The 17,632-nt window shown below is 72.8% G+C and carries 15 protein-coding genes; 3 read left to right on the top strand and 12 right to left on the bottom strand.

Annotation, left to right across the window (positions count from 1 at the left end; genetic code table 11):
• The first annotated feature begins 11 nt into the window (after window positions 1–11).
• Together J8M50_RS24530 and J8M50_RS24525 are read left to right on the top strand one after the other, a co-directional pair.
• A complete protein-coding gene (locus tag J8M50_RS24530; protein ID WP_010359118.1) occupies window positions 12–1,343 on the top strand; it encodes an aldehyde dehydrogenase family protein in 1,332 nt (443 codons plus the stop codon).
• A 46-nt stretch (window positions 1,344–1,389) separates the two neighbouring features.
• The gene (locus J8M50_RS24525) at window positions 1,390–2,502 is read left to right on the top strand and encodes an alkene reductase (protein ID WP_010359119.1); all 1,113 of its coding nucleotides are present in this window, start codon (window positions 1,390–1,392) and stop codon (window positions 2,500–2,502) included.
• A 94-nt stretch (window positions 2,503–2,596) separates the two neighbouring features.
• Here the strand turns inward: J8M50_RS24525 and J8M50_RS24520 are convergent, their stop codons facing one another.
• From J8M50_RS24520 to J8M50_RS24470, 11 genes are all read right to left on the bottom strand, one after another.
• Complete coding sequence (locus tag J8M50_RS24520; protein ID WP_010359120.1) at window positions 2,597–3,685, bottom strand: MSMEG_0565 family glycosyltransferase; 1,089 nt, start codon at window positions 3,683–3,685, stop codon at window positions 2,597–2,599.
• Window positions 3,682–4,518 (bottom strand): carbon-nitrogen hydrolase family protein, encoded by an 837-nt coding sequence (locus J8M50_RS24515; RefSeq protein ID WP_010359121.1) that lies wholly within the window; start codon window positions 4,516–4,518, stop codon window positions 3,682–3,684. The genes J8M50_RS24520 and J8M50_RS24515 overlap by 4 nt, the downstream gene beginning before the upstream one ends.
• Entirely contained in the window at window positions 4,515–5,411 is an 897-nt protein-coding gene (locus J8M50_RS24510) for a carbon-nitrogen hydrolase family protein (protein WP_010359123.1), read from the bottom strand. Before J8M50_RS24510 ends, J8M50_RS24515 begins: the two co-directional genes overlap by 4 nt.
• Entirely contained in the window at window positions 5,408–6,841 is a 1,434-nt protein-coding gene (locus J8M50_RS24505; RefSeq protein WP_010359125.1) for an MSMEG_0567/sll0787 family protein, read from the bottom strand. The genes J8M50_RS24510 and J8M50_RS24505 overlap by 4 nt, the downstream gene beginning before the upstream one ends.
• Before the next feature lie 6 nt (window positions 6,842–6,847).
• Window positions 6,848–7,930, bottom strand: coding sequence for an MSMEG_0568 family radical SAM protein (locus J8M50_RS24500; protein ID WP_010359127.1), 1,083 nt, complete (start codon window positions 7,928–7,930; stop codon window positions 6,848–6,850).
• A gap of 10 nt (window positions 7,931–7,940) precedes the next feature.
• The gene (locus J8M50_RS24495; RefSeq protein WP_010359128.1) at window positions 7,941–8,465 is read right to left on the bottom strand and encodes an MSMEG_0572/Sll0783 family nitrogen starvation response protein; all 525 of its coding nucleotides are present in this window, start codon (window positions 8,463–8,465) and stop codon (window positions 7,941–7,943) included.
• A gap of 59 nt (window positions 8,466–8,524) precedes the next feature.
• Window positions 8,525–9,340, bottom strand: coding sequence for an amidohydrolase family protein (locus J8M50_RS24490; protein ID WP_010359129.1), 816 nt, complete (start codon window positions 9,338–9,340; stop codon window positions 8,525–8,527).
• A gap of 7 nt (window positions 9,341–9,347) precedes the next feature.
• Window positions 9,348–10,667, bottom strand: coding sequence for an MSMEG_0569 family flavin-dependent oxidoreductase (locus J8M50_RS24485; protein WP_010359131.1), 1,320 nt, complete (start codon window positions 10,665–10,667; stop codon window positions 9,348–9,350).
• 134 nt (window positions 10,668–10,801) lie between these two features.
• Entirely contained in the window at window positions 10,802–11,740 is a 939-nt protein-coding gene (locus J8M50_RS24480; protein ID WP_010359133.1) for a sigma-70 family RNA polymerase sigma factor, read from the bottom strand.
• 10 nt (window positions 11,741–11,750) lie between these two features.
• Window positions 11,751–12,932 (bottom strand): NAD(P)/FAD-dependent oxidoreductase, encoded by a 1,182-nt coding sequence (locus J8M50_RS24475; protein WP_010359135.1) that lies wholly within the window; start codon window positions 12,930–12,932, stop codon window positions 11,751–11,753.
• Window positions 12,933–13,027: 95 nt separating this feature from the next.
• A complete protein-coding gene (locus J8M50_RS24470) occupies window positions 13,028–13,906 on the bottom strand; it encodes a helix-turn-helix transcriptional regulator (protein WP_010359136.1) in 879 nt (292 codons plus the stop codon).
• A 90-nt stretch (window positions 13,907–13,996) separates the two neighbouring features.
• Here J8M50_RS24470 and J8M50_RS24465 point away from each other — a divergent pair, with 90 nt between their 5' ends.
• On the top strand, window positions 13,997–15,397 hold the full coding sequence (locus tag J8M50_RS24465) for an MFS transporter (RefSeq protein ID WP_010359137.1): 1,401 nt from the start codon (window positions 13,997–13,999) through the stop codon (window positions 15,395–15,397).
• A gap of 7 nt (window positions 15,398–15,404) precedes the next feature.
• Here the strand turns inward: J8M50_RS24465 and J8M50_RS24460 are convergent, their stop codons facing one another.
• On the bottom strand, window positions 15,405–17,618 hold the full coding sequence (locus J8M50_RS24460) for an FAD/NAD(P)-binding protein (protein ID WP_010359138.1): 2,214 nt from the start codon (window positions 17,616–17,618) through the stop codon (window positions 15,405–15,407).
• Between the last annotated feature and the right edge of the window lie 14 nt (window positions 17,619–17,632).

The raw sequence follows: 17,632 nt of genomic DNA, 5'->3' as shown, positions 1-17,632 counted from the left end.
GAGCACACCCCATGACCGCACTACAGGAGACGCACCGCAGCGAGACGGCGGCGGAGACCGTCGGCCGGCTGCGCACCACGTTCGACACCGGTGTCACCCGCCCGCTGGAGTGGCGCCTCGACCAGCTGCGGCGGCTGCGCGCCCTGCTGACCGACAACGAGGAGGAACTCCTCGCAGCGCTCTGGGCGGACCTGCGCAAGAACCCCGCCGAGGCCAAGACGCAGGAGATCGACTTCACCGTCGCCGACATCGACGAGACCCTCGCGAGCCTGGAGGAGTGGCTGCGGCCCCGCCCGGTGGAGGTCCCCGCCCACTTCGGCCCCACCACGGCGTACACGACGTACGACCCGCTCGGGGTCGTCCTGGTGATCGCCCCCTGGAACTTCCCCCTGCACCTCCTCATCGACCCCATCATCGGCGCACTCGCCGCCGGGAACACCGTGGTCGCCAAGCCGAGCGAGATGTCGGTGCACACCTCGGCGGTGGCTTCGCGGCTGCTGCGGGAGTACTTCGACGCCGACGTCCTGACCGTCGTCGAGGGCGGCGCCGAGGAGACCACCGCCCTCCTCGCCCAGCGCTTCGACCACATCTTCTACACCGGCAACGGCACCGTCGGCCGCATCGTCATGACCGCAGCCGCCCAGCACCTGACCCCCGTCACCCTCGAACTCGGCGGCAAGTCACCGGTCTTCGTCGCCCCCGACGCCGACGTCCACGAGACCGCCAGACGGCTGGCCGGCGCCAAGTTCGGCAACGCCGGACAGCAGTGCATCGCCCCCGACTACGTCCTGACCGACCCCGCCACCGCCACCGCCCTCGTCCCCGCCCTCCGCGCGGCGCTCCAAGACCAGTTCGGCACCACCCCGCAGACCTCGCCCGGCTACGGCCGGATCATCAACGAACGCCACTTCGACCGCCTCACCAGCCTCCTCGACTCCGGCCACACAGCCGTCGGAGGCGAACACGACCGCGACGACCTGTACATCGCACCCACCGTCCTCACCGACGTCGACCCCTCATCGCCGGTCATGCAGGAGGAGATCTTCGGCCCGCTCCTCCCCGTCGTCGAAATCGCAGACCTGGACGCCGCCATCGCCTTCGTCAACGAACGCGACAAGCCCCTCGCCCTCTACGCCTTCACCACGTCCGAGGCCACCAAGTCGCGCCTGGTGAACGAGACGTCCTCCGGCGGCGTCGCCTGGGGCCAGCCGGTGATGCAGCTCCTCATGCCCGGCCTCCCCTTCGGCGGCGTCGGCGAAAGCGGCACCGGCCGCTACCACGGCCGCTACTCCCTCGAAACGTTCAGCCACCTCAAAGCCGTCACAGACACCCCGCTCGCCTAGACCCACGCCTGCCGTTTCCCTCCGCATTACAGAAAGAAAGAAACCCATGACTGCCAACCATTCAGAGATTTCGCCCGCCCCATCGCTCTTCTCCCCCGTCTCCCTAGGGAAGATCGAGCTCGCCAACCGCATCGTCATGGCACCGCTGACCCGGGTCCGGGCAGGTTCGACCGGCGTTCCCGGCGACCTGATGGTCGAGTACTACCGGCAGCGGGCGAGCGTCGGGATGATCGTCACCGAGGGCACCTACCCCGACCACGCGTCGCAGGGGTACGTCGGTGAGCCGGGCATCGCCACCGACGAGCAGGCGGCCGGCTGGCAGCGGGTGTTCGAGGCGGTGCACGCCGACGGCGGCCGTATCGTCCTTCAGATCATGCACGCCGGCCGTGGCACCCACCCCGACATCAACGGCGGCCGTCGCATCCTCGCCCCCAGCGCGATCGCCATCGACAACAAGACGTTCACCGAGAAGGGCGAGCAGCCCTACCCCGTACCGGAAGCGATGACCAGCGCGGAGATGCGGGGAGCCCTGGAGGACTTCGTCGCGGCGGCCCGCCGGGCCATCGAGGCGGGAGCGGACGGCGTGGAGATCCACGGCGCCAACGGCTACCTGCTCCAGCAGTTCCTCTCCCCGGCGGCCAACCAGCGCACCGATGGATACGGCGGCTCGCCGCACAACCGCGCACGCTTCGCCGTCGAGGTCGTCACGGCGGTCGCCCAGGCCGTCGGCGCCGAGCGGGTCGGGCTGCGGATCTCGCCGGAGGTCGACCTCGGGGACGTCTTCGAGACCGACCGGGACGACGTCCTGGCCACCTACGGCACCCTGCTCGACCAGCTGCGCCCGCTGGGCCTGGCCTACCTCTCCGTCCTGCACGTCGAGCCGGGCGGCGACCTCGTACAGGAGCTGCGGCGGCGCTTCGACGGCAAGCTGATCGTCAACAGCGGCCCCTTCGGCGGGCAGACCACCCGCGAGCAGGCGCTCCAGCAGATCGAGGCCGGCCACGCGGACGCCGTGGTCGTGGGCCGGGCCCTCATCGCCAACCCCGACCTGGTCGAGCGCTGGCGGGGCGGCCACCCGGAGAACGAGCCGCGGCCGGAACTGTTCTACGGGGTGGGCGCGGAGGGCTACACCGACTACCCCTTCCACGAAGCGGCTTGACGCCCACGGTCACGCCTGTTCATGCGGCAGCCCCACTTCCCCATGGACAGGCACCCGACCCTTTGAGCCCGCGATCACACCGAGGATCACCGACTCAAGGACCATCGCCGAGCAGCGAACGGTAGAAGGCCAAGTGCCGGTGCGCCGCCGCGTCCCAGGTGTGCCCGGCGGCAAGCTCGCGTCCAGCGTCCCGCCGGGCCGGGTCCGCGACGGACAGGGCATCCCCCAGTCCGGCAGCCAGCGTGCACGGATCGTCCGCAAAACGCGCCGCAGGTCCGAACACCTCCCGCAGCACAGGCAGATCCCGCACGACCAACGGCACACCGGCCGCCAGCGCCTCCATCGCGGCCAGGCCGAAACCCTCCTTCAAGGACGGGAAGGCGAAGGCCGCCGCCGCGCCCACCAGGGCCGGGAGTTCGTCGTCCGCCACCGGACCGAGCACGACCGGCTCGACCCCGAGTTCACCGGCCCGCGCCTCCCAGCGGGCCCGGTAGTCCCGGTAGTCGAAGAGGGTCTCGCCGCCGGCGATCACCAGCCGCACGTCCGGGTGTCCGGTGCGCAGCAGGGCGTAGGCCTCCAGCAGGTCGAGGGAGCCCTTGCGGGGTTCGATGCCGCCGACGGCCAGGACGTAGCGGCCGAGGCGTGCGCGCCACGCTTCCCGCGCCGCCGGATCGACGGTGGCGAACCGTTCGTACGCCACCCCGTTGGGGATGACCTCCGCCGTCAGACCCCAGCCGTCCTTCAGTTCCCGCGCCACCGACCGGGAGACACAGATGTGCGCGTACGGCTCGACGATCGCCTTCTCGTGGCAGGCGGCGAGTTCGGGGGTGGTGAAGTGGTCGAGGTGGTGGACGGTGCGTACGCAGCGGCCGACGGCGTTGGCGCTGATGCAGTCCTGGGCGTGGACGATGTCGTAGGGGCCCGGTTCGAAGGCGGCGCGGAGGGTGGCGATGGAGCGCAGGACGCGCTCACCGACGCTCTCGCCGGGCAGGCCGTCCGGGAACGGTACGACGCACACGCGTACGGAGGGGTCGACGCGGCGGTAGAAGCCCTCGTCGCCGCCTCGGCCCAGGGTCCACACGGTGACGTCCTCGCCCAGCGCGGCGAGGGCCTCGGCGAGGGCGAGGGTGTGGACGACTCCGCCGCGCGGTTTGGTGGAGTAGCTGAGCAGGGCGATCTTCACGACGGGGTCTCCCGGTAGGCGGCCGGCCTGCGTTCGTCGAGGTGGCGCAGGACGCGGCGGGCCCGGTCGATCTCCTCGGCGACGTCGACCTCGGCCACCGCGAGTCCCGCCTTGGCCCAGGTGCGGGCGAGGATGTCACCGCCGGGGCCGACGACCTTGGCCTGGCCGAGGAAGCGCATGCCGCCCATGGCGCCGGTCTGGTTGGAGGAGGCGAGGACGACCTGGTTCTCGGCGGCGCGCGCCTGGTCGTAGAGGTCGAACAGCTTGGCCTGGCGGTCCTGGGCCATGCGCGGTGCGCGGTTGGTGATGCTGGTCGGCCAGGCGGAGAGACAGGCGAGGATCTCCGCGCCGTCCAGCGCGAGCGAACGGGCCGACTCGGGGAAGGTCTTGTCGTAGTCGATGAGCATCCCGAGCCGGCCGGCCGGGGTGTCGAAGGCGTCGAAGCGGTCGCCGGGCGTGTAGGCGGCGGTCTCCCCCGCCGGGAGGTGCACCTTGCGGTGGCGGCCGAGGACGCCGTCGCCGGACACGCAGACGGCGGCGTTGTAGCGGTCGGTGCCGCCGTCCTCGCAGTAGCCGACGCACACCACCAGCTCCGCCGCGAGCCGGGCGACCCGGAGGATCAGCGGGTCGTCCGGCTTGAGCGCGGGCGGCAGCGCCTCGGGGTCGGGGTGGCGCAGGTCGGCGAGGTAGCCGCCGAGCGCGGCGTCCGGGAGGACGAGGAGCCCGGCGCCTGAGGCACGGGCGTCGTCGATGAGCTTGGCGATCCTCGCCAGGTCGAACTCCAGGTCGCGGCCGAAGTGGGCGGCTGCTGCCGCGATCCGGACGGTGCTCATACGGTGACTGCTCCTGCTGGTGTGTAGGCGTCCGGGCGCCGGTCGCGCAGGTGCCCCATGGACCGGCGGGCGGTCCGGAGGGCCTGCGTGACGTCGATGTCGGCGACGGCGATGCCGGCCGTCACGCCCGTTTCGGCGAGGATCTCGCCGCCGGGGTCGACGACCTTGGCGCTGCCGACGAAGCGTAGCGACCCGAAGGTGCCCGCCTGGTTGGCGGACAGCCACACGATCTGGTTCTCCAGGGCGCGGGCCCGGTCGAAGAGGTCGAAGCGGCGCTTCCAGCGGTCCTGCGCCAGGTCGGCGACGGCGTTCGTGCGGGCCCCCGGCCAGGCGGAGACGCAGACGCCGATCTCGGCGCCGTCGAGGGCCAGGGCGCGGGCGGACTCCGGGAACGCCTTGTCGTAGCAGATCATCATGCCGATCCGGCCGACGGGAGTGTCGAAGGCGTGGAAGCGGTCGCCGGAGGCGTAGGAGGCGTCCTCGTTCAGGGGCTGGTGGACCTTGCGGTGGTTGCCCAGGACGCCGTCGCCGGTGACGCAGACGACGCTGTTGTAGCGCTGTCCGTCGGGCGCCGCCTCGCAGTAGCCGGCCACGACGGTCATCTCTCCGGCGAGCGCGGCCAGCCGGCGGATCTCGGGCCCGTCGAGGGCGAGCGCGGGCGGGCCCCCATCGGCTTCGGCACTGTCGGCTTCAGCACCGTCGGCTTCAGCACCGTCGGCTTCGGCGCCGCCGTCGAGGCTGAGCAGATAGCCGCCCAGACACGCCTCCGGCAGCGCCAGCAGCCGTACGCCCTCCTCGCGCGCTTCCTCGATCAGCCGTTCGGCGGTCGCGAAGTCCTCTTCCAGGTCGCGGCCGAACTCGGCGGCGACGGCTGCCAGGCGCAGGGTGCTCATGCGGGTCCCATCCCGGTCACCGTGGACGTGACCGCTTCGGTGATCTCTCCGTCGGGCCAGCGCAGCCCGACGCCTTCTCCCGTGGTCAGCGCGCCGCACACGGCGCCCGTGGCGGGACCGGCCGCGAGCGGTGGTCCGCCCGCCGGGCCGGCGGTGAGCATGGCGAACCCGGGGAAGCAGGTCAGCCAGTCGCCCATGGTCGCGGTGCGCGGCCGGGGTACGGCGGCCACGTCCAGCACGGCCCGGCAGCCGCCCGCCTCGGCGAGCATGCCCAGCGTCCCGGCGATGCCGGCCATCGAGACGTCCTTCGCCGCGGCCGGGCGGGCGGCGGCCACCGCGCCGGTCATGGCGCGCAGTTCCTCCGTACGGCGGCTGCTGGTCGAATCCCACTGGCGGCCGGCGTATCCGGGACGCCAGCCGCCATCGAGGTCGGCGGTCAGCCGCACCAGGTGTCCGGGACGGCCGCCGCCCCCGGGAACGGGACGGTCCGTGCGGCCGAGCGCGGTCACCGACAGGGCGGCCGGGACGCCGAGTTGGGTGTGCCCGCCGAGCACCGGGACGCCGTACGCCCGCGCGGCCCGGGTCAGGCCGGCGAGGATCCGCGCGGCGTGTGCCGCGTCCTTCGCGCCGACCGCGTCGAGCAGGCCGACCGGCGCGGCGCCCATCGCGGCGAGGTCGTTGACGTTGACCAGGACCGAGCACCAGCCCGCCCACTCCGGGTCGCGCTCGACCATCGACGGCACGATCGCGTCGCACGCGGCGATCACGTCGGTGCCGGGGACGGGCGCGCCGTCGTCGCCGACGAACCCCTCGCCGCCGGGTGCGAGGGACGCCAAGAGGGAACCCAGCGGGGCCTTGGTGGCGGCGACGAGAGCGGCGATCCGGCCGATCGGCCACCGCATCAGGACGTGGGGCGCGGCGGCGACCGTCACGTCCCGCACCCGCTGCCAGCCGAGCCGCCGGAACAGGACCTGTGCCCGGGGCTGGACGGTCGCGTCGAACCGCAGCACGCCTTCCGACTCCGCCCGGGCGCAGGCCGCCCGGACCAGCGCGGCGCCGATGCCGTGGGCGCCGCGCGCCCGCCGGTCGACGACCAGCCGCCCACCCTGCCACCAGCCGATGTCCGGGCCGTCGTCGACGGGGCCGAGCCGTACGCCGCCGACGACCGTGCCGTCCTCGGTGGACCTGGCGAGAAGGACGACGGTACGGGGGTCCGCGTCACGGTCGTCGAGGTCGTCGCCCGTGAACAGCCCCTGTTCATGGACGAACGTCTCCTTGCGCAGCCTCCGGTAGGCGGCCAGTTCGGCCGTGCTGTCGGCCTGCCGGAGGTGGAAGGCCGGGCGGCGGGCGAGGGTGCTGCGGTCGCCGAGCAGCGCGAGGATGTCGGTCTGCTCGCCCACCGCGGGCGCGGCCACGTCGTCGAGGTACACGCGCCCTCACCCGCCCGCCGTCTGGAGCACGCTGCACGCCCCGCAGGCCGCGCAGCCCGCCCGCTGGTCGGCGCCGCTCATGCCAGCCGCGCGCAGCTTCTCGGCGACCCGCTCGGTGACGTACCGCAGCAACTCGGCACTCGGGGCCGCGACACCGTCCCGTGCGGCGAGGGTGCCGCTCATCGGCCGGAAGGGGACGACGAACGGGTACACGCCCCGGTCGATCAACTCCCCGGCACCGTCGATGAGTTCGTCGGGATCTTCACCGAGGCCGACGAGCAGGTACGTGGACACCCGGTTCGGCCCGAAGACACGTACCGCCTCGTCCCACGCGGCTTCGTACTCGGCCATCGGCACGGACGACTTCCCGGGCATCCAGCGCCGGCGCACCTCGTCGTCGAGGGACTCGACGTGGATGCCGATGGCGGTGGCCCCGGCGTCGTGCAGGGCGCCGATCCAGGACAGGTCGCCGGGCGGCTCGCACTGCACCTGGATCGGCAGCTCCGGTACGGCCCTCAGGACCGCGCGGACGGAGCGGACCAGGGTGCGGGCGCCCCGGTCCGGGCCGGTGGTCGTACCGGTCGTCATCACCATCTGCTTGACGCCGTCGAGCCGCACGGCCGCCTCGGCGACCTCGGCGAGCTGCGCCGGTGTCTTGGCGGCGACGGTCGCGCCGGAGCGCAGGGACTCCTCGATGGTGCAGAAGCGGCAGCGGTCCGGCTCGGCGTAGCGGATGCAGGTCTGGACGACGGTGGTGGCGAGGACGTCGGCGCCGTGCAGGCGGGCGATGTGCTCGTAGGGGATGCCGTCGGCGGTGGTGAGGTCGTAGAACTTCGGACGGTGTACGGCGGTCAGGGTGAGGCCGGTGTCCTCTTCGCCCAGCCAGACCTTGCCGTCGCGTACGGAGTAGGGACTGTCGGGGTTTCGCGGCAGCGCGGCACCGGCACCGTCGATGAGGACGTGGCCGTCGTCGCTGGGCCCCGCGCCGTCGGGGCGTCGCACGGCGGCGTCCAACGCCACGCCCCGCAGGGCGAGTTCGGCGCGGGTCATGATCCGCACGTCCACCGTTGTTCCGGTGCCGGTGCTCATGGCGGGCTCCCTACAGCTGGTAGGTGGAGTTGATGATGGCGCCCTTGCGCGCGTAGTGGATCAGCGCGTCCTGGACGTCGAGGGGGTGGGTGGGGATGACGCCCTCGATGAGGTCCTCCTCGCGGGCGCCGTGCAGGGAGAGGCCGAAGCGGCAGCAGTAGACCTTGCCGCCCTCGGCGATGAACGTCTTGAGCTGGTTGTTGATGTTGTGCTCGCCGGGGAAGGCGGAGTTGCCGACGGTCGGGAAGCCGCGCGTGGCGAGGCAGTTGAGGGAGCCGGGGCCGTAGAAGTAGATGGCGGTCTCGAAGCCCTTGCGCAGGGCGCGGGTGGCCTGGAGGACGGCGACGAAGGACACCGACGACTCGTGGGCGATGCCGTGGACGAGGGTGAAGTAGGTCTCGCCGTCCTCGGCCTGGTAGTCGGGGAAGACCTTGGTGGAGCCGTAGATGCTGGAGCCCTCGGCCAGGGAGGGGTGCGGGATCTCGTCGAGGGACTTCTGCTCGACGTCGCTGAGCTCGGCGGGGGATGCGGACATGGCTGTCTCCTTTGCGCGGTACGGATTTGCGCGGTACGGGAAGGGAAGAGGGGCGGGCGTCAGTCGTAGAGGGTGGCGAAGGTGTCCCGGAAGACGAGGTCGCCGAGTTCGCCACCGCCCGTGGCCGCGGCGAGACGGGCGTACTCGCCCGCGAAGTCGCCCCACGGCTGGTCGCTGGCGAAGAGCACCCGGTCGTGGCCGATGCCGCGGTGCTCGATCTCGCGGGCCAGCCAGTGCGGCAGGAAGCCGATGGCCCAGGAGAGGTCGGTGTAGACGCGTTTGCCGGCCGTGATCCAGTCGAAGAAGCGGGAGCCGGCGAGCTTGATGTGGCCGCTCATGCCGCCGCCGAAGTGCACGAGGTGGACGGCTACTCGGTCGGCGTACCAGTCCACCAGGTGGCCGACCTCGTCGATGTCGGAGGCGGCGCCCGGGGAGGTGTGGACGTGGACCACGAGGTGGTGGCGGGCGGCGGTGGCGAAGATCCGGTCCAGGTGCGGGCGGCAGGCGGGGTCGGTGGGTCGGCCGCCGAGCAGGAAGCTGAGCTTGAGCGCCTTCACTCCGGGCTCGCCGGCGAGCCTGAGGGCCTGTTCGGTGCGTTCGGCGTCCTCGGGGCGGGGCGAGACCCACAGTCCGGCTCGGATCCGGTCGTCCGTCTGGGCGGCTTCGATCACCAACTCGTTGAAGGAGAAGGCGATCGCGGGGTCGGGGACGCCGTAGTTGGGGATGACCAGGGCGCGTTCGGTGCCCTCCGCGTCCAGGTCGGCGATCAGTTGCTTGACGGTGGCGCGGGCGGTGGTGTCGGGGTGGACGGGCGGGCCGCCGTAGAAGGGGAAGGCGGGCAGGACGCCGATGTGGCGGTGTGCGTCGTGGACCATGGGGCGCTCAGCCGATCGGGAGGGCGCAGGCGAGTTCACCAGTGAGGGTTCCGCACACGTCGGTGAGGCGGCGGGAGGCGTCGATGTGGCCGGCGAGGAACTCGGCGTCGCGGCCCACCGCTTCGAAGCGGCCCGAGCCCCACGAGTACTGCCAGGGCAGCCCCAGGAAGTACAGGCCGGGCACGTTGGTGACGCCGCGCCAGTGCATGGGGTAGCCGCGCCCGTCGAAGACGGGGACCTCGATCCACCGGTGGTCGCGGCGGAAGCCGGTCGACCAGACGACGGAGGTGATGCCGGCCTCGGCGAGGTCGAGTGCGCGGGGCTGCTCGGCCGGCTCCCACACGGGTACGTAGCGTGCCTCGTCCGGGGCGTCGGTGCCCCGCGCGGTGATGTGGGCGTCGATGGCGTCCTTGATGCCGTCCGCCACCGCGTCCGCGTGGTCGAGGTTGGCCTTCAGGTCGTCGGCGAACTCCAGGTGCTCGCCGGAGACGGCGGTGAGCCGTCCGTACAGGCGCATCCCGTCCCGAGCGAAGGCGCGCAGGTCGATGTCCCGGCCGCCGTCCCGGCCCGTCACGTAGTGGTTGACGCGCATCCGGACCGCGTCGGCGTCGTCGAACTCGTCGATCGACCTGCCGTAGTGGCCCATCTCGTCCAGCCAGGCCACGCAGTCCCGGCCCCGGTAGGAACGGGCCACGCGCGGTGCGCCGCCCACGGCCAGGTGCACCTGTCGTCCCGCCAGGTGCAGGTCCTCGGCTATCTGGCAGCCGGACTGCCCGGTGCCCACCACCAGCACCGCGCCCTCGGGGAGTTGCTCGGGGCTGCGGTAGCCGCTGGAGTGGACCTGTGCGATGCCGTCGGGCAGGCGCTGGGCCTGTGCCGGAACGGACGGCGTGTGGTAGGGGCCGGTGGCGACGACCACCTGGTCGGCGGTGAAGTCCCCGTCCGTGGTGGTGAGTTCGTACGTCCCCTGCGGTGCCCGGCGCAGCCGGGTGACCGACACGCCCTCCACCAGCGGCGGCCGGAAGAAGGCGACGTAGTCCTCCAGGTACCGCACGATCTCGTCGCGGGCCATGAAGCCGTCGGGGTCGTCGCCCTGGTAGGGGAAACCGGGCAGCCGGCACTGCCAGTTCGGGGTGACCAGACAGAAGGAGTCCCAGCGGCGCTCGCGCCACTCGTGTCCGACCCGCTTCGCCTCGATCACGACGTGCTCGACGCCGCGCTGCCGCAGGGCGTGGCTGACGGACAGGCCCGCCTGGCCGCCACCGATCACGGCGACCGGGTGGTGCGAACCGGCGAGCCGGCGCACGGGGAAGTGCGTCTCAGGCATGTGATCCTCCGGGGAGGCACCGAGGCGGCGGCCTCTCGCCGCTGCCTTACGGAGAACCACTTCAGCCCTGGCGGATTGCCGAACGGATTCATCCGGAACAAGGCGCCGTTACCAAACCCTCACTCCGGTTCAGGTCACCACGCGGTGACGACCGTCGTGTCGGGTCCGTGCCGCCGCCAGCCCTCGTCGAGGCGCGTGAGCCGGTCCGCGGCGCCGATGCCGTGCAGGGACGCGATCCTGCCGTCGCGGACCTCGAACGCCACGGCGCCCACGACCCGGTCGTCGACCACGGCGAGGACGGCCGGGGAGCCGTTGACCGGCGCGATGTGGAACGCGGGTGAGCCGCCGGCCAGCTTCCGCTTCCCGGGCGTGGGCTTGAAGCCGGCCCGCACGTGGGTGGCGATGCGCTCGGGGGTGTCGTACCGCAGCAGCCGCCCGGCCAGTCCGTAGCCGTCCGAGACCGCGGTCGCGTCCGCGGTGAGCATCGCCACCAGCCGTTCGGTGCGCCCCGACGTGGCGGCGGCGAGGAACTCCTCGACGATCCCGCGCGCGGACGCGGCGTCCGCCTCGTCGCCGCCGCGCCGCCCGGCGGTGATCCGACGCCGGGCCCGGTGGACGTGCTGCTGGCTCGCGGACTCGGTGATGCCGAGGATCCCGGCGATCTCGGCGTGGGGGTACGAGAAGGCCTCGCGCAGGACATAGGCGGCCCGCTCGACCGGCGAGAGGCGTTCCATGAGGATCAGTACGGCAAAGGACACCGATTCGCGCTGCTCGAAGGTCTCGGCCGGACCGAGCATCGGGTCGCCTTCGAGAAGCGGCTCGGGCAGCCGGGCGCAGGCCGCTCGCTCGTGGCGGGCCCGCGCCGAGCGGAGCCGGTCGACGCAGAGGTTGGTGACGACCTTGGTCAGCCACGCTTCCGGCACCGCGATACGTTCCCGGTCGGCGGCCTGCCAGCGCAGGAACGCGTCCTGCACGGTGTCCTCGGCGTCGGCGGCCGAGCCGAGCAGGCGGTACGCGAGCGAGGCCAGCCGGCCCCGGCCGGCCTCGAACCGTTCGACGGTTGCGCTGTCCATGCCGGGGAGCCTAGGCGGCGGCCCGCACGCCGGCCCGGTCCGGCCGGGTGGTCAGGGGGTGCCTGCGCCTGGGCATGCCGAAGGTCGGGTGGGCGATGCCCCACGCGGCCCCTTTGAGCACGCCCGACTTGAGCCGCGCGGCCGTCCGGCCGCCCAGGTACCAGGACTTCGCCCGGGCGTTCCCGTCCACCATCTGGAAGATCGCGTCCCGCCGCCCGAGGCTGATGTGGTTGCCGTAGTACTTCAGCCCGGCGACCGGGACCTTGCCGCCCGTCAGGCGCGCGACGATCGCGGCAGTCGCCTGCGCGTCGGTGGCACCGGCCGAGGCGCAGGACATCGGCAGCGGCCGGCCGTTGTCGCCGATCGCGTAGGCGCAGTCACCGGCGGCGTAGACGTCCGGATGGGAGACCGAGCGCATGGTGCGGTCGACGACGATGCGACCGGTCCCGGTGACCTCCAGACCGCTGTCGGCCGCGATGGGGTCCATGGCGAACCCGGCGGCCCACACGGTCACATCGGCCGTGATGGACGTGCCGTCGGCGGCGATCGCCCGGCCCGGCTCGACGGCTTCGATGCCGGTGTGCTCGTGGACGGTGATGCCGAGCCGGTCGAAGGCCCGGCGCAGATGGCGGCGGGCCTTCGGGGAGAGCCCGGCGCCCAACTCGCCGCGGGCCGCGAGCGCTACGGAGAGGTCGGGGCGGGACTCGGCGAACTCGGCGGCGGTCTCGATGCCGGTCAGCCCCTCGCCGACGACCAGTACGGCGCCGCCCTCCCCCAGTGCGGCCAGACGCTCGCGCAGACGCAACGCCGAGGACAGGCCGGCCACGTCGAAGGCGTACTCGGCCACGCCGGGGACGCCGTGGTGGGCCACGGTGCTGCCGAGCGTGTAGAGGAGCGTGTCGTACGTGAGCTGGTCGTCGCCGGTCACCGCGACGGTCCGGCGCTCGGGGTCGACGCCGGTGACACGCGCCAGGCGCAGGCGTACCGGGGTGCCCGCGAAGAGGTCGGTGAGCTTGCGGAACGTGAGGTCCTGGCCGACCGCGAGCTGGTGGAGCCGCATCCGCTCGACGAAGTCGGGTACGGCGTTCACGACGGTGATCTCGGTGTCGGCCGGGGAGAGCCGACGGGCCAGGGTACCGGCGGCGAAGGCCCCGGCGTATCCGGCGCCGAGGACCACGATGCGGTGCTTCATGGCGATGCTCCTGTCTCGTTCGCGTGCCCCTTGAACGAGACGGCGCCCCGGTCCCTGACAGAAGCGGAGTGTGACGCCGGTCACCGAACCAGACGCTACCCCGCCACGGGGTACATCGCCCCGCGCCGTCCCTCCGGGGACGCCAGCCATTGCAGCTTGCCCGCCGTGTCCGCCTCGTCCAGCGGTGTGTGCAGCACGATCGACAGGTCCGGCCGTGCCGGCAGCCTCATCACGCTGGACTCGAAGCACAGCAGCCCCAGCAGCGGATGGTCCATCTCCTTGCGGATCTGCCCGGCCTCCTCGATGTCCCGCCGCTCCCACAGCGCGGCGAACTCCGCGCTCGCCGCCTTGAGTTGGGCGGCCACCGCCTGGAACCCCTCGTCGTCCGGGCTGGCCAGGCAGGCGGCCCGGAAGTGCGCGGCGACCGTGCGCGCGTTCTGCTCCCAGCTCCGTGAACGGGAGCGGTACATCGGGTCGGTGAAGAAGTCGACGAGGCAGTTCTGCGTGATGCCGGGCCGCATCCCGAGGACCGTCTCGGCCGCGTCGTTGAACAGCACGGTGTTGTAGTACCGGTCCATGATGTGCGCGGGATACGGCATCCACGCGTCGATCAGCCGCCGCAGCCCCTCGCCGGCGCTGCCCCGGCTGTCCGGCTCGGCCTCCGGCACGGGCGGGTTCATCCCGGCGAGGACGTAGAGGTGGCGGCGCTCGGCGTTGCCCATCCGCAGGACGCGGGCGACGGAGTCGAGGACCTGCGGGGAGACCGAGATGTCCCGGCCCTGTTCCAGCCACTGGTACCAGGAGACGCCGACCCCCGCGAGCACCGCGACCTCCTCGCGGCGCAGCCCCGGGGTGCGGCGGCGGGCGCCGCCGTCAGGGAGTCCGGCGTCGGCCGGGGTGACCCGGGCCCTGCGGCTCATCAGGAACGCGCGCAGCTCACTGCGCCGCCGGGCCTTGGGTTCGTCCCCGGGCATGGGCCGGTCCTCCTCGTGTCCTGGTGGTGCCACCACCAGGACAACTTGTCACTCCCCACGGCTATTCCGCAGGCCACAGGCTCTTGGCCCATGGCGACCGACACCCTTCCCGTCCCCGCACCGCCCGGCACCCCACGGCTGTCGACGCGCGACCGACTCGTCCTGACCGTCCTGTGCGCCGCCCAGTTCATGGTGGCGCTCGACTTCTCCGTGCTGAACGTGGCGCTGCCCGTCCTCGGCGCCGACCTCGGCATGAGCCGGTCGACGCTGCAATGGGCGGTCACCGCGTTCGCGCTGCCGTCCGGCGGCTTCCTGCTCCTCTTCGGCCGCGTCGGCGACCTGTACGGCCGTCGGCGGCTGTTCCTGAGCGGACTCGCCCTGTTCGGGGCCGCCTCCCTGCTGGCGACCTTCGCCTGGGACCCGGCGTCGTTCCTCACCGGCCGGGCCCTGCAAGGGATCGGTGCGGCGGCCATCGTCCCGACCGGGATGTCCCTGCTCACCACGACGTTCCCCGAGGGACCGGCCCGCGACCGCGCCCTCGGGATCTCCGGCACGCTGCTCTCGCTCGGCTTCACCGTGGGCATGGTGGCCGGCGGTGTCCTGACCGACGTACTGGGCTGGCGCTCCACCATGGGCATCCTGACCCTCTTCGCCCTGATCGTCCTGCCCCTGGCCCCAGGCCTGCTGCCGGAGTCCCGCACCCCTGAGCGCCCGCGCCTGGACGTGCCCGGCGCGGTCACCGTCACCGGCGGTCTGCTGTCGGTGATCTACGCCCTGTCGACGGCCGCCGACCGCGGCTTCGGCCACGCCGACGTCATCGCCGCCCTGGCCGCGGGCCTCGTGCTGCTCACCGTGTTCGTGCTCGTCGAGTCCCGCACCGAGGCGCCGCTGGTCTCCCTGCCGATGCTGCGCCGCCGCACCGTGGCGTGGGGCAACCTCGGCGGTCTGGTCACCTTCTCGATGATGTCGACGCTGGTGTTCGTGCTGACCCTGTACTTCGAGGAGACCCTTAACCTGTCCGCCTTCCGGACCGGGCTGGTCTTCGGCGTGGCGGGCGTCCTGTCGGCGGTCGCCGGGGCGTACGCCCCGAGGGTCATCGGCCGTTTCGGCGCCCGCCGTACGCTCGTCGGCTCGCTCGCCGGGCAGGGCGTGCTGACGGGGACGCTGTTGGGTGTGGGCACCCACGCCTGGTCGGTGTGGCTCGCCACGGCCGCCGTCTCCCTGGCCTGCGTGTGCCACCTCGGCGTGATCGTCTCCTACGGCCTGACGGTCACCTCCGGAGTGCCGGACGCGGAACAGGGCCTGGCGACCGGCCTGGTCACCTCCACCCAGCAGATCGGCATCACCATCGGCATCCCGCTGCTGGGCGTCCTCGCCACGACCTCGCCGGACCTGCTGACGGGCCTCCACACGGTCCTCGCGGTGGAGACGGTGATCGTCCTGGCGACGGCCGTCCTCGTCGCCGTCGGGCTCCGGGGCGGCCGGAGGTAGGCCGCTCCTACCCCGCCGACCGCTGCCAGAAGTCCCTGATCCAGCACAGGATGTCCTGCATGACGTGGTGGTTCTGGTACGGCCGCAACGCGCCCAGCTGGAAGAACATCACGCCTTCGCTGGGCGGGCCGAGGATGGTCAGGCGCGGGTCGGGGCGGCCGTCCCGACCCAGGGGGTGGAAACCGGGGGTGAGGTCGAGGCCGCCGGGGACGAAGTCCGGGGTGCCGGGGTTGCGCCACTTCCGGATCAGGCCCCGGCGCAGGAGGTTGGGGTAGAAGGGGCTCGCGTCGTGCTCCGCGTCGAAGGGGTGGACCCGGGAGTCGACCAGGATGTCCACCGGGATCGTCGCCCCGGTCGCCGGGCCCTCCACCTGGTAGCGCCCGGACGCGGGGTCGGTCTGGACTCGCGCGTCCGGGCCCGCCGACACGTCCACCGTCCCGGCGCGGATCAGCGCCCGCATCTTCTCCATGACCTCCAGCGCGGCCCCGTTGCACAGCCGGTTGTGGTGGCGCATGAAGACGTCCAGGAAGTCGCGGTGGGAGGGAGCGAGGAGTCCGCCGAAGTCCAGGGCGTCGGCGAGGACGTCGCGCAGGTCCCGCCAGACGCCGTCGGCCGCGGCCTTCGCGGGGTTGGTCAGGTTGTCCTGCGCGGCCCAGCGGTGGTCACGGTCCATGAAGTCGAGCACGGCCGCCGTGTAGTCGTCCGGCCCGTCCCACTGCCGCCCGGCGAGCGGGTGGACGGTGCCGGTCCAGGAGAAGCGGTGTTCCTCGGCGGAGGTGGGGTGCCGGTACGGGGACCGGGCTGCGGCCACCGCGTCGGCCAGGGCCACCGGGGGCGCGTCCAGCAGATCCGCCAGCGGTTTCGCCGACTCCGCGCCGAACACGACGGTCAGGTACCGGCGTACGGCCTCGTCGGCCCAGGGGGTCTCCCGTACCGTCTCCGCGTGCGTGCGGGCTCCCGACAGCACGCCGTCCACGATGTGCACCGCCTCGTCGACGGCCCGCTCCAGGGGTGCCAGCAGCCGCTGTTGGGCGTCCTCGGGCCCGGCGCCCGCGCCGCCGTCGGCCAGGAACGCCTCGTACTCGTCCCCTGCGGCGTGCCGTGCGCGGGCGCCGAAGGCGGGGCCGAAGAGGGTCGTGTAGTAGAGGTGGGCCATCTCCAGGAGGAGGACGGGCAACAGGTGGGCGCGGAAGTCGAGTTGGCGCTGGATCCGGTCGCCGACCCGGCGGGGTGTGCCGACTGCGGCGCGCAGGCGTCGTACCGCCTCCGGGACGAGGAACACGCCTCGGTGTTCCAGTTCCTGGGGGGCGCGTTCCTTCGCGTTGTAGGGGCGGGCGAAGGTGAACAGGCCGGCCCGGCTGAAGACCGCGATCGCGTCGGGTTCGGCGCCCGAGCGGTGGTACTCGGGACGGCCGTCCGCGCCGGTGCGGAACGTGCCGCCGCGGCCCTCGGTGAGGTGCAGGATCACGTCGATCGCGGTCAGCCCCATCCCCAGGCAGCCGACGACCGTGCCGGGCCCTGCTTCGCCGGGCGCGAAGGCGTTCTCCAGCGGATAGGCGGACGGTACGAACCGCGCGCCGTGCTCGCGGGCGAACTCGGCCCAGCCTCGCTGGCGGGCGTAGTGGCGGGGGTCGTTGGAGGAGTGGCCGGTGAGGATGAGCACCTGGTCGGCGTGGACGGTGCGGTCGCCGTCGGAGGTGACGACGGCGAGCCGGCCGTCGGCTGCCCGGTCGTCGAGGTCGACGACCTCCGCGCGGTGCAGGACGACGGAGGCGCCGGCCCGCTCGCGCAGCATCCGTACGTAGAAGTCGAAGCGGTCGCGCAGGGCCTGGCCGTGGATGTACCGCTTGGGCCAGTCCTCGGCCGCCAGGTCGAAGACGGGGTCACCGGTGTCGCGGAACCGGCTGCGGCACCACTCCAGGAGGGTGGGGCGGTCGGCGGGGGCGAGCAGCGGGCCGGCGTCCTCGACGCTCTCGTCGGCCGCGAAGCCGACCTGGCCGACGATGCGGTTGAGGTAGCTGGTGACGGGCTGGTCGGGGCTGTGCACCTGGCCGGCGCCGAACTGCCCGGTGCGGTCGAAGATGTGGATGTCCAGCCGCCGTCCTGCGGTGCCGTGCGCGACGGCCGTGGCGGCGAGGCGTTCCAGGACATAGGTGCAGCTGGGGCCCGCGCCGATGACGGCGAGGGTGGTGGCCGGGGCGGGGTGGGGCGTCGTCCCCATGGGGAAGCCTCTCG

It is taken from the genome of Streptomyces acidiscabies, from assembly GCF_020010905.1.
Lineage (GTDB): Bacteria > Actinomycetota > Actinomycetes > Streptomycetales > Streptomycetaceae > Streptomyces > Streptomyces acidiscabies.
The sequence above is the reverse complement of the archived record's forward strand: the minus strand, read 5'-3'. Positions and strand labels throughout refer to the sequence as shown.

What these genes read in the sequence shown, in the direction of transcription:
- J8M50_RS24530 (WP_010359118.1), top strand. Translation starts at nt 12, where the DNA reads ATGACCGCACTACAGGAGACGCACCGCAGCGAGACGGCGGCGGAGACC.
- J8M50_RS24525 (WP_010359119.1), top strand. Translation starts at nt 1,390, where the DNA reads ATGACTGCCAACCATTCAGAGATTTCGCCCGCCCCATCGCTCTTCTCC.
- J8M50_RS24515 (WP_010359121.1), bottom strand. Translation starts at nt 4,518, where the DNA reads ATGAGCACCGTCCGGATCGCGGCAGCAGCCGCCCACTTCGGCCGCGAC.
- J8M50_RS24510 (WP_010359123.1), bottom strand. Translation starts at nt 5,411, where the DNA reads ATGAGCACCCTGCGCCTGGCAGCCGTCGCCGCCGAGTTCGGCCGCGAC.
- J8M50_RS24500 (WP_010359127.1), bottom strand. Translation starts at nt 7,930, where the DNA reads ATGAGCACCGGCACCGGAACAACGGTGGACGTGCGGATCATGACCCGC.
- J8M50_RS24495 (WP_010359128.1), bottom strand. Translation starts at nt 8,465, where the DNA reads ATGTCCGCATCCCCCGCCGAGCTCAGCGACGTCGAGCAGAAGTCCCTC.
- J8M50_RS24490 (WP_010359129.1), bottom strand. Translation starts at nt 9,340, where the DNA reads ATGGTCCACGACGCACACCGCCACATCGGCGTCCTGCCCGCCTTCCCC.
- J8M50_RS24485 (WP_010359131.1), bottom strand. Translation starts at nt 10,667, where the DNA reads ATGCCTGAGACGCACTTCCCCGTGCGCCGGCTCGCCGGTTCGCACCAC.
- J8M50_RS24480 (WP_010359133.1), bottom strand. Translation starts at nt 11,740, where the DNA reads ATGGACAGCGCAACCGTCGAACGGTTCGAGGCCGGCCGGGGCCGGCTG.
- J8M50_RS24475 (WP_010359135.1), bottom strand. Translation starts at nt 12,932, where the DNA reads ATGAAGCACCGCATCGTGGTCCTCGGCGCCGGATACGCCGGGGCCTTC.
- J8M50_RS24470 (WP_010359136.1), bottom strand. Translation starts at nt 13,906, where the DNA reads ATGCCCGGGGACGAACCCAAGGCCCGGCGGCGCAGTGAGCTGCGCGCG.
- J8M50_RS24465 (WP_010359137.1), top strand. Translation starts at nt 13,997, where the DNA reads ATGGCGACCGACACCCTTCCCGTCCCCGCACCGCCCGGCACCCCACGG.
- J8M50_RS24460 (WP_010359138.1), bottom strand. Translation starts at nt 17,618, where the DNA reads ATGGGGACGACGCCCCACCCCGCCCCGGCCACCACCCTCGCCGTCATC.